This window comes from Flavobacteriaceae bacterium GSB9, from assembly GCA_022749295.1.
In the GTDB taxonomy this organism is placed as follows: domain Bacteria; phylum Bacteroidota; class Bacteroidia; order Flavobacteriales; family Flavobacteriaceae; genus Flavisericum.
The window spans coordinates 705,432-718,501 of the sequence record CP062007.1 but is presented as its reverse complement, the minus strand read 5'-3'; the positions used below and the strand labels follow the sequence as shown (position 1 = coordinate 718,501).

The window sequence follows — 13,070 nt, the reverse complement described above, 5'->3', positions numbered from 1 at the left end:
TTTAATATCATTTTTATCTTTTACAGAAAGAAGAGGCTTTCTAAAGTTAAACACCCTTGTAATAGCAAATCTAATATTTTTTAAAATAAAGCTTCACTTTAGCCTGTTTTGAACATTACAATCTCCGCTCGTTGCGAACTTTAGGCTAGTAGCTTGTCTTGAACTAAATAAGAAAGGTTCTGATTGGCGGCCATCGATCAGCCACAAAAAAAGCGAAACCCAAACGAGTCTCGCTTTTATTATAGCGTTTAAATTCGTTATTATAAATTCGGAATAATCAACTCTTGGTCTGGGTAAATTAAATCAGGATTTTTTAAAATATCAGAATTAGCTTTAAAAATATCCTGATATTTTGCGGCATTGCCATAGTACTGCTTAGCAATTTTTCCCAATGTTTCTCCGCTTTGTACCGTGTGACGTGCATAAACCGAAGTATCGGCCACTTTAATATCGGCCATAATATCGCTGGGGCTTTCGCCTCCAATTTCCTTGATTTTATCCCAAAGCAGGTTTTTTTGGTATTGGTATTTTGTAGTGCCCCATACTTTTAATTTTCCGTTATCGACTTCAACCTTGCCATCGGTAACGTTAAGTTTTTCGCCCAAATCCAAAACGGGTTGATATTTTTCTTTTACTGCCATAATGATGAATTATATTATTAAGTTAACAATATATAAATTTCTTGTGTTAAAAGTATGATTTTAACTTTAAGATTTCTTCTGTTAATAAGACACCAAATTGGTAAAAAAGTTACAGTTTATTTATTTTCTCATTTTTAGGTATTTAGAATAAAATTGTGTAATTTTGCACTCCTTTTAGCGGAATCGGAATGATAAAAGGAACAGTTTAAAAATCAATTTATAACACTTCTGTGTGTTGACGCTTAAATCTTCCGAGACATACAGAATACAAATCCTAATGTGATTACGATTCTGCAACAGGCAGAAATTTGTAAAAACATTGAAGTAATTAGCATAAATGGCTGAAAACGAAAAACAAGCTGAGGTTGAAGCAACTGAAGCAAAAACTGCAGAGGCTCCAGTGGTATCCGAGGCTCAAAAAAACCCTGAAAAATTCTTAAAAGAGTTTAACTGGCACAACTACCAAGAAGGTATTGATGAAGTTGACGACAAACAATTACAAGAATTTGAAAAATTAGTTGCAGAGAACTTTGTAGACACTTTAGATGATGAGGTGGTTACTGGTGAAGTGGTGCACATTACAGACCGCGATGCCATAATCGATATCAACGCAAAATCAGAAGGTGTAATTTCTTTAAATGAGTTCCGTTACAACCCAGATTTAAAAGTAGGCGATAAAGTAGAGGTATTAATTGACGTTCGCGAAGATGCAACTGGTCAATTGGTATTGTCTCACAGAAAAGCGCGTGTAATCAAAGCTTGGGATCGTGTAAACAAAGCACACGAAACTGGCGAAATCGTAAACGGTTTTGTAAAATGCAGAACTAAAGGAGGTATGATTGTAGATGTATTTGGAATCGAAGCCTTCTTACCAGGTTCTCAAATTGACGTGAAGCCAATTAGAGATTACGATCAATATGTAAACAAAACTATGGAATTCAAAGTGGTGAAAATCAACCATGAATTCAAAAACGTAGTAGTTTCTCATAAAGCGCTTATCGAAGCAGATATTGAAGAGCAAAAGAAAGAAATTATTGGTCAGTTAGAAAAAGGTCAAGTACTAGAAGGTGTGGTTAAAAACATCACGTCTTATGGTGTATTTATCGACCTTGGTGGCGTAGATGGATTAATACATATTACAGACCTTTCTTGGTCTCGTATTAACCATCCGAACGAAATCGTTGAATTAGACCAAAAACTTAATGTGGTAATCCTTGATTTTGATGAAGATAAATCAAGAATCCAATTAGGTTTAAAACAATTGAGCAAACACCCTTGGGAAGCACTTGCTGAAGAGGTGAAAGTTGGTGACAAAGTAAAAGGTAAAGTTGTTGTGATCGCAGATTACGGTGCATTTATCGAAGTTGCTGATGGTGTTGAAGGCTTAATTCACGTTTCTGAAATGTCTTGGTCTACGCACTTGCGTTCTGCTCAAGATTTCGTTTCTGTTGGAGACGAGGTTGAAGCAGTTATCTTAACTTTAGACAGGGAAGATCGTAAAATGTCGCTTGGTATTAAGCAATTGACTCCAGACCCATGGACTGATATTACAGCAAAATACCCAGTTGGTTCTAAGCACACTGGTATTGTACGTAACTTTACAAATTTTGGTGTTTTTGTTGAATTAGAAGAGGGTATCGACGGGTTGATTTATATCTCTGATTTATCTTGGACCAAGAAAATTAAACACCCATCTGAGTTCTGTAACGTAGGCGATAAGTTAGACGTTGTGGTTCTTGAGTTGGATGTTGAAGGACGTAAACTAAGTTTAGGTCACAAACAAACAACAGAAAACCCTTGGGACAAGTACGAAACTGAGTTTGCTTTAAACACAACGCACGAAGCTGAAATTGCTGAAATCGTTGACAAAGGTGCTACAGTAGAGTTTAACGAAGATATCGTTGCTTTTGTACCGGCGCGTCACTTAGAGAAAGAAGACGGAAGTAAACTTAAAAAAGGAGAGAAAGCTGAGTTTAAAATCATTGAATTCAACAAAGAATTTAAACGTGTTGTAGCCTCTCATACTGCTGTCTTTAAAGCTGAAGAAGCTAAGATTGTAAAACAAGCTGCTAAAAAAGCTGAAGCTGCTGCTGCAGAAGCAAAACCAACTTTAGGTGATGCTAACGACGCTTTACAAGCACTTAAAGATAAAATGGACGGGAAGAAATAATTTTCCCTAAATGATAATCTTAAAAGCCTCGCAGAAATGCGGGGCTTTTTTTATACTATGGTTTCAACTTCTAATTTTTTGCACTACCTTTGCTTACCAGATACGTTTGGATTAAATATGAGTCAAAAAGTTTTACTTAACGCAAAAGAGGTAAACATCATTCTTCACCGTTTGGCTTGTCAACTTATTGAAAAACACAACGACTTTAACGATACCGTTTTAATTGGTTTGCAACCTCGTGGCGTGTTTTTAGCCGATAGATTAGCGAAAATTTTAAGGGAAGATTATAAAGTTAAAAATATCCAATTGGGATATTTAGACATTACCTTTTTTAGAGACGATTTTAGGCGTGGCGATAAACCACTTGAAGCCAACAAAACAAACATAAATTTTTTGGTTGAGGATAAAAACATTGTTTTTATTGATGATGTTCTGTACACTGGTCGCAGTATCAGGGCGGCCTTAACGGCTATTCAATCATTTGGTAGACCAAATGAAATTGAACTATTAACACTTATAGACCGTCGTTTTAGCAGGCATTTGCCCATTCAACCAGATTACAGGGGGCGACAGGTAGATGTAATTAATGAAGAAAAAGTTAAAGTGAACTGGGAAGAACACGATAAGGAAGATTCGGTTTACTTAATTGAAAAATAATAACCAATGAGCGAATTAAGTGTAGATCACTTATTAGGGATAAAATATCTTAATCAAAAAGATATTCAACTTATTTTTGAAACAGCTGATCACTTTAAGGAAGTGATTAATAGACCCATTAAAAAAGTACCGTCGCTTAGAGATATTACAATAGCTAATCTATTTTTTGAAAACTCTACCCGTACTAAACTATCGTTCGAGTTGGCAGAGAAACGCCTATCGGCCGATGTGTTGAATTTTTCGTCGGCGCAGTCTTCAGTAAAAAAGGGAGAAACGCTTATCGATACGGTAAATAATATCCTTTCGATGAAAGTCGATATGGTAGTCATGCGGCATCCCAATCCTGGCGCAGGCGTATTTTTGTCAAAACACATCAATGCACGAATTATCAATGCTGGTGATGGTGCGCATGAACACCCCACACAAGCCTTGCTTGATTCTTATTCCATTCGGGAAAAATTAGGCGAAGTTAAAGGAAAAAAAGTGGTGATTGTTGGCGATATTTTGCACAGTAGGGTAGCGCTGTCAAACATTTTTGCCTTGCAGTTGCAAGGAGCAGAGGTGATGGTATGTGGCCCTAAAACACTATTGCCAAAATACATTGGAAATCTTGGTGTAAAGGTTGAAACCGATTTGCGTAAAGCCCTAAATTGGTGCGATGTAGCTAATATGCTCCGTGTTCAAAATGAGCGTATGGACATTAGTTATTTTCCATCCACACGCGAGTACACCCAGCAGTTTGGGGTAAGCAAAGAATTATTGGATTCTTTAGATAAAGAGATTACCATAATGCACCCTGGACCAATAAATAGAGGTGTTGAGATAACCAGTGACGTTGCCGATTCAAACCAATCTATTATATTAGATCAAGTGCAAAATGGTGTTGCCGTTAGGATGGCCGTTATTTATTTACTGGCTTCAAAAATAAAACAGTAGGTTATGATTATAGACCAAAACGAAAATGTTTCTATCATTACGCAAGAAAAGGCTACAGTGGTAGAATTGGTAAGAAATCTTCAGAATAATTACGCAAAGCTTAAAAACAGTAACATTATAGTTGTGTTAACGTCTTTAAATACCTTAGGGTTAAGCGATATCGTAGAGTTTTTGCAAATTTCTAATACGCACCGAGCATCAAAACAATCTTTTGTTATTGTAACCAATAAAATAGATTTAGATAGTGCTCCTGATGAAATTGTTGTCGTGCCCACTTTGCAGGAGGCTTATGACATTATAGATATGGAAGAAATGGAGCGCGATTTAGGATTTTAACATGAGTAATAGCCATCTTGCACAAGTAAATATAGCAGAGCGTTTAGCGTCTATGGACGACCCCATAATGCAAGATTTTGTTAAAAATGTTGATCGGATAAATGCCATAGCCGATAACAGCCCAGGATTTATTTGGCGTCTGAAAGACGAAGATAAAGAAGAGGCCGTTCGTGTTTTTAATAACGATAAATTACTGATAAACATATCTGTTTGGGAAACTCCTGAAGCTTTATTTAACTACATTTATAAATCCAACCACATTAAAGTTTTAAAACGTAAAAAAGAATGGTTTAATAAAGTTAAGATGGCACATATGGCGTTTTGGTTCGTTCCCGCGGGTTATAATCCTACTTTTCAAGATGCCAAAAACCGACTGGATTACCTAAACAAACATGGAGAAACACCTTTTGCTTTTTCGTTTAAAAGTAAATTTACTATTCATGATTCATTAAACTATAAACAGCTTACAATATGAAATTAACCATTTTAGGCTGTTACAGTGCCACACCACGAACTTTAAACAATACCACGTCCCAAGTTTTAGAAATCAATAACCATATGTTTTTAATTGATTGTGGTGAAGGTACACAAGTGCAATTGCGCAGACATAAAATTAAATTCAATCGTATCAAACACATTTTTATATCGCATTTGCACGGTGATCATTTTTTCGGACTGGTGGGGTTAATTTCAACGTTTCGCTTGCTCACGCGAGAGGCCGATTTGCATATTTATGGCCCTAAAGGCATAAAGGAAGTTGTAACGCTTCAGATGAAATTAGCAGATTCGTGGACTAATTATAATCTGATTTTTCATGAGCTGACTTCAAAAGAATCAGAACTTATTTTTGAAGATGACAAAGTAGAAGTGCGTACCATTCCTCTAAATCACAGGGTATATACCAATGGTTACCTATTTAAGGAAAAGGAAGGTTTGAGAAAGCTTGACGTAAAGGCTGCTGAAAAGGCCAATATCAACGTGGCCTATTACCGTAAACTCACCCAAGGCTTTGATGTTGAAAATGAAGATGGCGTAGTTATAAAAAACGAAACGGTAACATATCCAGGGCCAAAGCCAAAAAGCTATGCTTTTTGTAGCGATACGAAGTACAAAGAAGATATTGTACCGCTAATTAAAAACACCGATGTATTATATCATGAGTCTACGTTTTTAAACGAGCATGAGCATTTGGCTGTGAAAACTAAACATTCAACAGCACAACAAGCCGCTACTATTGCAAAAAAAGCTAACATTAAAACCTTGGTTCTTGGTCATTATTCAACGCGATATGCTAGCTTAAAATACTTTAAAGAAGAGGCTCAAGAAGTTTTTGAAAGTGTACAATTGGCTGAAGATGGAAAAACCTTTGAATTTTAAGCTTTAGGTTCTTGTTTAGATAATGTCCATTCTATAGCTTCTTTTAAAGTCCGGCATCGCTTTATCTTAATTGGTGTGAATCTTTTTTCCAGACTAGCGTTAATCGACATCATTTTATTGTAATAAACAATAGCACCAGTTTGTAAAACTCTATTATAAACCCGGTCAACCAAATCCCAGGTCTGTGGATCCATCGAGTAGGAATTGACCCGGTTTGAAATATAGCCCAATTGTACATCCTTACCATAATGGTCAATCACCTTAATCATCACGGTATTTACCATTTCCCAATCAAAATGAATGCCTTCGTTCAATTCTGAAACCAAAAAATTGTCGCACAGATAAAAGTTTCCAAAGGGCATTTGTAACTTATGCGGATTTAGTTTTTTATAACATGTCGACTCTTCGAAAAGCATAGTGAATTAATTAATCAAAAATAATGAATTCGTAAAATACTACGATAGCCGCTCATAAATTTTTCGTTAATTTGTACTTATGGAAAAGGATTTGAGCAATTATAGGAAGTCTTATGAAAAGGCCGAATTAAGACTTTCAGGAGTACCCGATAATCCTCTGGAATTGTTTCAAAAATGGTTTTATGAGGTCGATAGTCATTTTGATGATATTGAAGCAAATGCCATGACGATGTCAACTATTGGATTAGATGGATATCCAAAAAGCAGAGTGGTTTTGCTTAAAAGGTTTACCTATGAAGGTTTTATTTTCTATACCAATTACAACAGTGAAAAAGGGAAGGCCATAGACGCAAATCCTAATGTGTGTTTGTCCTTTTTTTGGCCAGGAGCAGAACGGCAGATTATAATAAAAGGGAGGGCAGAAAAAATTGCTGCTAATTTAAGTGATGGTTATTTTGAATCTAGACCCCGAGGCAGTCAATTAGGAGCCATGGTTTCCAACCAAAGCGAAGTAGTTGATAGCAGGGAAGTTCTTGAGTCCCAGCTGTCAGCTCTCGAATCAAAATTTGAAGGTAAAGAAATTCCTCGGCCCTCGCACTGGGGGGGCTATATTATTAAGCCCGTTGAAATAGAATTTTGGCAAGGCCGCCCCAATAGATTACATGACCGTATTCGTTACCAACTTCAGAAGGACTATAACTGGCAAATAGCCAGGCTAGCTCCATAAAAAAGAAGTCTTTATCTTACTTAAATTTCCATTTTGTCGATTAAAAACACTAAATGCCGATTAAATACGTGTTTTTAATCGATTTTAACATTTCTTTAACTATTTTTTAGCATTAGGCTAATAATTTTAGAGTCCCAAACCAAAATAACTTAACCTAATGAAATCACCAATCAAACTGCCTGTATTGGCATTATTGGCCTTGCTATCGTTTGCTTCATGCTCAACAAACAGCATTGAAGATGAAGCCGAAGCACTAGAACTTAAACTAGTTTCTCAACAGGCCAAAGTCATCGAGCTCGAAATTTTAAATCTAATTAACGATCATCGCTTGTCGCAAGGCTTAAGCCCTTTAGAAGACATGAGTATAGTTAAATCTGTTGCATTTAGCCATACCGATTATATGGTTGATAAAGATGAGGTATCGCATCATAATTTTTATACTCGAAGTAATTATTTAAAGGCCAATGCGGGAGCACAACAGGTATCTGAAAATGTGGCTTATGGTTATAGTTCTGCTGAATCAGTTGTTGATGCTTGGATAAAAAGTGAAGCTCACAAAGACAACATTGAAGGTGACTTTACGAATTTTGACATTTCTGCCGAGAAAAATGAAGAAGGTAGGTGGTTTTTTACCAATATCTTTATAAAAAAATAACAGAATACTAATTCCAAAAACAATATTGAAGGTATCCTTTTTGATTTAACGATTAATAGCAAAACAAATTAATTAGGACAATGATAACTTAATAAGTTATTAATTTTAGTATGAACTAAAATCCCCTTGTTTTAAAACAAGGGGATTTTTATGTTGTAATAGGTTGTTATTGTTAAGTTTACAAAACCAGAGTAATGGGTTTATTTTAATAAAAAAAGTTTCAAATCATCATAAGATGAAATTACTGTAGATTCTTTTTCTTTACCCATCACTGATTGTATTTGTTTAGGCAAAGGTTGTTCTTCTTTTACAACGTCCTCAACAACATCTAAAAACTTAGTGGGGTGGGCGGTTTCCAAAAACACACAATGAGCATTTGGGCGCTCCTTTAAGTGTGCTTTACAGCCTAAATAACCCACAGCACCATGTGGGTCGGCCACATAGTTGTAATTGTTGAAAATTTCCAGCATAGCTGCCTTAGTTTCTTTATCCGTAAAACTGTACGACGAAATATTCTCTTTTAAGGTTTCAAAATTGTTTTTGTAAATCTCCTGAATACGAATAAAGTTACTTGGGGCTCCAACATCCATAGCGTTACTAATGGTTTGGATGGAAGGTTTGGGCTCATATAATTGTGATGTTAAATAACGGGTAACAACGTTGTTAACGTTGTTAGAAGCTACAAAATGCTTAATAGGTAAACCAAGCTGTTGCGCCATCATGCCGGCACAGATATTTCCAAAATTACCGCTAGGTACAGAAAATACAATATCGTCGTATTTATTGTGTAGCTGCTTATAAGCAAACATAAAGTAGAACAACTGTGGTAACCAGCGCGCTACGTTTATGGAGTTTGCTGATGTTAACTGCATTTTACTGGTTAAGCTTTCATCTAAAAATGCTGTTTTTACCATAGCCTGGCAATCATCAAAAGTGCCATCAACCTCAAGAGCTTTAATGTTTTGCCCCAGTGTGGTTAATTGTTTTTCTTGAATTTCGCTCACTTTGCCACTTGGGTAAAGGATAACAACATTCACCCCTTTTACGCCTAAAAAGCCATTGGCTACGGCACCACCGGTATCACCCGATGTGGCCACCAAAACGGTTACTTCTTTATCGTTGTCTTTGTTAAAGTAGCCCAAGCAGCGTGCCATAAAACGTGCACCTACATCCTTAAATGCCATAGTTGGACCATGGAAGAGTTCTAGGGTAGAAATGTTGTCGTTTAACTTCACCACAGGAAAATCAAAAGACAATGTTTCTTTCACAATCGTTTTTAAGATGTCTTCTGGAATTTCGGGTGAAACAAATTGTTTAATGGCTTCATAAGCCAATTCAGGATTTGATAAATTATCAATATTATCGAAAAAAGATTTAGGCAATGGCGTGATGCTTTCTGGAAAGTACAAGCCTTTATCGGGTGCCAAACCTTTTATTACAGCATTTTTGAAAGTTGAGTTTGGAGCTTTTCGGTTTAGTGAATAGTAATTCATTGTAATGTTATTCAATTATTTTAACGCCTTGGGTGTTAATTTTAGAGACATGAATATCAAAATCTATATTTGTTTTTGAGTAGATTTCTTTCATGGCATCAGACACGCTTTTAGATATTTCCAATCCTATGTTTAAAGTAAATATTGAAGGTCCTGAGCCCGATATACAAGCACCAAGTGCACCGGCATTTAGCACGGCATTTTTGACTTCGGAATAATGCGGAATAAGTTTGCTACGGTGTGGTTCAATAATAACATCGTGCAATGAGTCTTTTATTAAATTGTAATCGTTAATATGTAGCCCATGTACCAAACTTCCTAAGTTAGACCATTGTGTAATGGCATCTCCCAGAGGGACTTCTTTAGGTAAAACCGCACGAGACTCTGATGTTTTTATTTCAATTTGGGGATGAATAATGGTGGCATATAAATCATCAGGGCATGGGATTTCCAAAATTTTTAAAGGCGATACACTTTTCACCAAGGTAAACCCGCCAAAAAGGGCAGGAGCCAAGTTATCGGCGTGTTCGCACTTACTCGCTAATGCTTCACCTTTTATGGCAAATTCGGTTAATTGTGTTTTATTGAACGGTCGGCCCAAGAGTTCGTTCATTCCAAAAACGCTGCCCACAGCACTGGCGGCACTGCTGCCAATACCGCTTCCGGGTTTAATTCTTTTATATATTTCAATTTCAAAACCAAAATCGACATCCATGGCATCGTACATGGCTAAGGCAGACACCCCAGCTACATTTTTTGCGGTTTCGTAAGGCAAATCAAAACCTTCAATATGTGAAATAAAAATGCCTTTTTTGTCGATTTTCCGAATCACCATATCGTCACCAATACTGTCTAAACAGAATCCCAACACATCAAAGCCACAAGCCACATTGGCAACGGTAGCAGGCGAAAAAATTTTTATTTCGTTCATTTTATCTATTAAATAATTTTCTGCTGCGCTTGAACAGTAGCTAGAACTTTTTTTATACAGTGTCATGTTTTAATTTTTGTGACCACTTAAATTTTTACTCGTTTCCAACTCTAATGATATCGGCAAATAAACCAGAGGCCGTTACATCGGCACCAGCACCAGCTCCTTTTATAATCATGGGTTGTTGCGCATAGCGTTTGGTATAAAACATAACGATATTATCGCTGCCTTCAAGATTATAGAATGGGTGTCCTTCGGGAATTTCCTGTAAACCTACATTAGCCTTACCGTTATTGAATTGCGCAACATATTTAAGTTGACAATTTTTTTCTTTTGCCGAAGCATATAATTTTTGGTAATGGGCTTCATCGGTTTTTAAGGTTTCGTAAAAATCTTCAACCGAATCACTCTTTAAGCCAGCTTCCGATAAAAAGGGTAGGTTTTCAATGTCTTCCAAATCCATTTTAGAACCACTTTCCCTAGCAAGGATTAAAATTTTTCTAGCCACATCAACTCCGCTCAAGTCAATTCTTGGGTCTGGCTCGGTGTACCCCTCGGCTCCAGCTTGTTTAACGACATCGTAAAACTTGGTTGTATCGTTGAAATTATTAAACACGAAGTTCAAACTTCCTGAAAGTACCGCTTGAATAGAGGTTACTTTATCGCCAGATGCAATTAAATTGTTTAAAGTATCAATAATAGGCAATCCAGCACCAACATTGGTTTCAAACAACAGCGGAGCGTTGTATTCCAACGACAAACGTTTTAATAAACTATAATTTTCAAAATCACTCGAACATGCAATTTTATTACAAGCCACAACACCAATACTTTGTTTTAGGTATTGCGCATACAAATCGGCTACATCTTTATTTGCTGTAACATCAACAAAAATACTGTTGCGTAAATTCAGTGACTTAGTTTTTTCAAAGAAGCCTTGTAAACTAGCCTGTTCGGCATCAGTCAACTGTTCTTTCCAGTTATTTAAATTAATGCCTTCTTCATTGAACAACATTTTTCTTGAATTGGATAAACCAACAACTCGAAGTTTTATTTTTAAATTGTCCTTTAAATATTTTCTCTGTTGCTTTATTTGCTCGACCAAACGCTCGCCAACATTACCAACACCAGTAATAAACACGTTAAGTTGTTTGGTTTTGGTTTCAAAAAATTGCTCGTGTAAAGTATTAAGTGCTTTTTTTACGTCGCTTTCCAAAATAACTGCTGAAATATTTTTTTCTGAAGCCCCTTGTGCAATGGCTCTAATATTAATATTATTTCGTCCTAAACTGCTGAACATTTTACCGCTTATCCCTTGATGGTTTTTCATATTGTCGCCAACCAAAGCAATAATGGCCAAACCAGTTTCAACAATTAGAGGATCTATTTTATTCAATGCAATCTCATTTTCAAAAACCGTATCGATGGCAGTTTTAGCTGCCTCGGCATCTTTGGCTTCAATACCCAAACAAATGGAATGCTCTGAAGACGCCTGGGTAATTAAAATCACATTGATTTTTTCTTGGGATAAGGTTTCGAACAAACGTTTTGAGAACCCTGGAATACCAACCATGCCACTACCTTGTAAGGTCAATAAAGCAATGTTATTGATGTTACTGATGCCTTTTACAGGACCATTGGCACTAACGGGATCGTTAGAGATCATCGTACCATCTGCTTCGGGCTCTAAAGTATTCTTTATATGAATAGGAATACCCAAAGTCAATACAGGTTGTACCGTTGGTGGATACAATACTTTGGCTCCAAAATGAGATAACTCCATCGCTTCTTGATACGATATTTTTTTAATCGGGTAGGCCTGTCTTACCATTTTTGGATTGGTAGTGAACATGCCGCTCACATCGGTCCAAATTTCAAGCTGGTCTACTTTTAATGCCGCTGCAATAATGGCTGCGGTAAAATCTGAACCGCCACGCCCTAAAGTGGTTTGCTCTCCCGATTTCGATTTTGAGATAAACCCAGGAAGAATCGTGATGCTTTGCGGAGCCGAATTAAAATATTCCTGAATATTTTTGTTGGTGATGCTGTAGTCAACCTCTGCTTTTGTGAAATTGGAATTGGTAATAACAAGTTCTTGAGAATTTTTTCTATCAGCCGACAATCCACGATTTTTCATGGTCTCGGCAATAATGTAAGATGAAAGCAATTCGCCAAAACCCACTAATTTATCTGATGTTTTTGGAGACAATTCATTAATTAAATAAATGCCCTCCAATAGGCTTTTAAGTTCGTCAAGCTTTTCGTCAACATAACTTATAATGCCCTCGTTGTTGCTAGAGTTTAATTCATTTATTATGTTGAAATGAATGTTTTTTATGGTATTGAACGTTTCGGTAAACGCCTCATCTTTGGTTTGGGCTTGTTTTCCGGCCAAAAGCAATTTATCTGTAATGCCGCCAACAGCCGAAACCACGCAGGCAATCGTATCGTTTTTACCGTAATCTTCTAAAATGTTTATAACTTTATTTATGTTGTTTGAAGAACCTACTGAAGTTCCACCAAATTTTAAAACCTTCATGTTTTAATGCGTTGAATAATTAAAAAAATAATTGATTTGTTGTAATTATTGAAATTACAAAGATAGCCCGAAGAATATATAACTAGCAACCCCAAAGGGTTGTAATGTTTGTGGTTGTACCAAAAAAAGTGATGTTTCCTTTTAGAGAAAAAGAAGCCGACTTTGTAGTGTTTTGGTTTAAATAATTCATTG

The 13,070-nt window shown here is 36.3% G+C and carries 13 protein-coding genes; 8 read left to right on the top strand and 5 right to left on the bottom strand.

The annotated features are described in order from the left end of the window. Positions 1-260 precede the first annotated feature (260 nt). Positions 261-641, bottom strand: coding sequence for a LysM peptidoglycan-binding domain-containing protein (locus tag GSB9_00633; protein ID UKM64086.1), 381 nt, complete (start codon positions 639-641; stop codon positions 261-263). A 337-nt stretch (positions 642-978) separates the two neighbouring features. On the opposite strand from GSB9_00633, the gene rpsA reads away from it, so the two are divergent. The 6 genes from rpsA to GSB9_00627 all read left to right on the top strand — a co-directional run bounded on the left by rpsA (position 979) and on the right by GSB9_00627 (position 6,117). Continuing rightward, a complete protein-coding gene (gene rpsA / locus GSB9_00632) occupies positions 979-2,811 on the top strand; it encodes a 30S ribosomal protein S1 (GenBank protein UKM64085.1) in 1,833 nt (610 codons plus the stop codon). Positions 2,812-2,928: 117 nt separating this feature from the next. Next, positions 2,929-3,468 carry a bifunctional pyr operon transcriptional regulator/uracil phosphoribosyltransferase PyrR gene (pyrR, locus tag GSB9_00631; GenBank protein ID UKM64084.2) on the top strand — a complete coding sequence of 180 codons (540 nt, stop codon included), beginning with the start codon at positions 2,929-2,931 and terminating at the stop codon, positions 3,466-3,468. Between the two features lie 6 nt (positions 3,469-3,474). Next, a complete protein-coding gene (locus tag GSB9_00630; GenBank protein ID UKM64083.1) occupies positions 3,475-4,404 on the top strand; it encodes an aspartate carbamoyltransferase catalytic subunit in 930 nt (309 codons plus the stop codon). Between the two features lie 3 nt (positions 4,405-4,407). After that, a complete protein-coding gene (locus GSB9_00629; protein ID UKM64082.1) occupies positions 4,408-4,740 on the top strand; it encodes a ribonuclease Z in 333 nt (110 codons plus the stop codon). A 1-nt stretch (position 4,741) separates the two neighbouring features. Beyond that, entirely contained in the window at positions 4,742-5,215 is a 474-nt protein-coding gene (locus GSB9_00628) for a DUF3291 domain-containing protein (protein ID UKM64081.1), read from the top strand. Then, a complete protein-coding gene (locus GSB9_00627) occupies positions 5,212-6,117 on the top strand; it encodes a ribonuclease Z (protein UKM64080.1) in 906 nt (301 codons plus the stop codon). Before GSB9_00628 ends, GSB9_00627 begins: the two co-directional genes overlap by 4 nt. On the opposite strand, the gene GSB9_00626 is transcribed toward GSB9_00627, so the two are convergent. Beyond that, positions 6,114-6,479 carry a hypothetical protein gene (locus tag GSB9_00626; GenBank protein UKM64079.2) on the bottom strand — a complete coding sequence of 122 codons (366 nt, stop codon included), beginning with the start codon at positions 6,477-6,479 and terminating at the stop codon, positions 6,114-6,116. The two genes, GSB9_00627 and GSB9_00626, sit on opposite strands and share 4 nt — an antisense overlap. A 133-nt stretch (positions 6,480-6,612) precedes the next feature. Between GSB9_00626 and pdxH the strand changes: the two genes are divergently transcribed. Beyond that, positions 6,613-7,260 carry a pyridoxamine 5'-phosphate oxidase gene (gene pdxH, locus GSB9_00625; protein ID UKM64078.1) on the top strand — a complete coding sequence of 216 codons (648 nt, stop codon included), beginning with the start codon at positions 6,613-6,615 and terminating at the stop codon, positions 7,258-7,260. A 157-nt stretch (positions 7,261-7,417) separates the two neighbouring features. Continuing rightward, the gene (locus GSB9_00624; protein UKM64077.1) at positions 7,418-7,915 is read left to right on the top strand and encodes a CAP domain-containing protein; all 498 of its coding nucleotides are present in this window, start codon (positions 7,418-7,420) and stop codon (positions 7,913-7,915) included. Between the two features lie 200 nt (positions 7,916-8,115). Here the strand turns inward: GSB9_00624 and thrC are convergent, their stop codons facing one another. The 3 genes from thrC to thrA form a co-directional block, all read right to left on the bottom strand. Beyond that, complete coding sequence (gene thrC, locus GSB9_00623; GenBank protein UKM64076.1) at positions 8,116-9,408, bottom strand: threonine synthase; 1,293 nt, start codon at positions 9,406-9,408, stop codon at positions 8,116-8,118. Between the two features lie 7 nt (positions 9,409-9,415). Further along, positions 9,416-10,339 carry a homoserine kinase gene (locus GSB9_00622; protein ID UKM64075.2) on the bottom strand — a complete coding sequence of 308 codons (924 nt, stop codon included), beginning with the start codon at positions 10,337-10,339 and terminating at the stop codon, positions 9,416-9,418. A gap of 94 nt (positions 10,340-10,433) precedes the next feature. Beyond that, positions 10,434-12,878: a bifunctional aspartate kinase/homoserine dehydrogenase I gene (thrA, locus tag GSB9_00621; protein UKM64074.1), complete on the bottom strand. Its 2,445-nt coding sequence runs from the start codon at positions 12,876-12,878 to the stop codon at positions 10,434-10,436. Positions 12,879-13,070 lie beyond the last annotated feature (192 nt).

Excerpts from the sequence above, each read along its gene's own strand:
- GSB9_00633 (UKM64086.1), bottom strand. The coding sequence starts at position 641 with ATGGCAGTAAAAGAAAAATATCAACCCGTTTTGGATTTGGGCGAAAAA.
- rpsA (UKM64085.1), top strand. The coding sequence starts at position 979 with ATGGCTGAAAACGAAAAACAAGCTGAGGTTGAAGCAACTGAAGCAAAA.
- pyrR (UKM64084.2), top strand. The coding sequence starts at position 2,929 with ATGAGTCAAAAAGTTTTACTTAACGCAAAAGAGGTAAACATCATTCTT.
- GSB9_00630 (UKM64083.1), top strand. The coding sequence starts at position 3,475 with ATGAGCGAATTAAGTGTAGATCACTTATTAGGGATAAAATATCTTAAT.
- GSB9_00629 (UKM64082.1), top strand. The coding sequence starts at position 4,408 with ATGATTATAGACCAAAACGAAAATGTTTCTATCATTACGCAAGAAAAG.
- GSB9_00628 (UKM64081.1), top strand. The coding sequence starts at position 4,742 with ATGAGTAATAGCCATCTTGCACAAGTAAATATAGCAGAGCGTTTAGCG.
- GSB9_00627 (UKM64080.1), top strand. The coding sequence starts at position 5,212 with ATGAAATTAACCATTTTAGGCTGTTACAGTGCCACACCACGAACTTTA.
- GSB9_00626 (UKM64079.2), bottom strand. The coding sequence starts at position 6,479 with ATGCCCTTTGGAAACTTTTATCTGTGCGACAATTTTTTGGTTTCAGAA.
- pdxH (UKM64078.1), top strand. The coding sequence starts at position 6,613 with ATGGAAAAGGATTTGAGCAATTATAGGAAGTCTTATGAAAAGGCCGAA.
- GSB9_00624 (UKM64077.1), top strand. The coding sequence starts at position 7,418 with ATGAAATCACCAATCAAACTGCCTGTATTGGCATTATTGGCCTTGCTA.
- thrC (UKM64076.1), bottom strand. The coding sequence starts at position 9,408 with ATGAATTACTATTCACTAAACCGAAAAGCTCCAAACTCAACTTTCAAA.
- GSB9_00622 (UKM64075.2), bottom strand. The coding sequence starts at position 10,339 with ATGAACGAAATAAAAATTTTTTCGCCTGCTACCGTTGCCAATGTGGCT.
- thrA (UKM64074.1), bottom strand. The coding sequence starts at position 12,878 with ATGAAGGTTTTAAAATTTGGTGGAACTTCAGTAGGTTCTTCAAACAAC.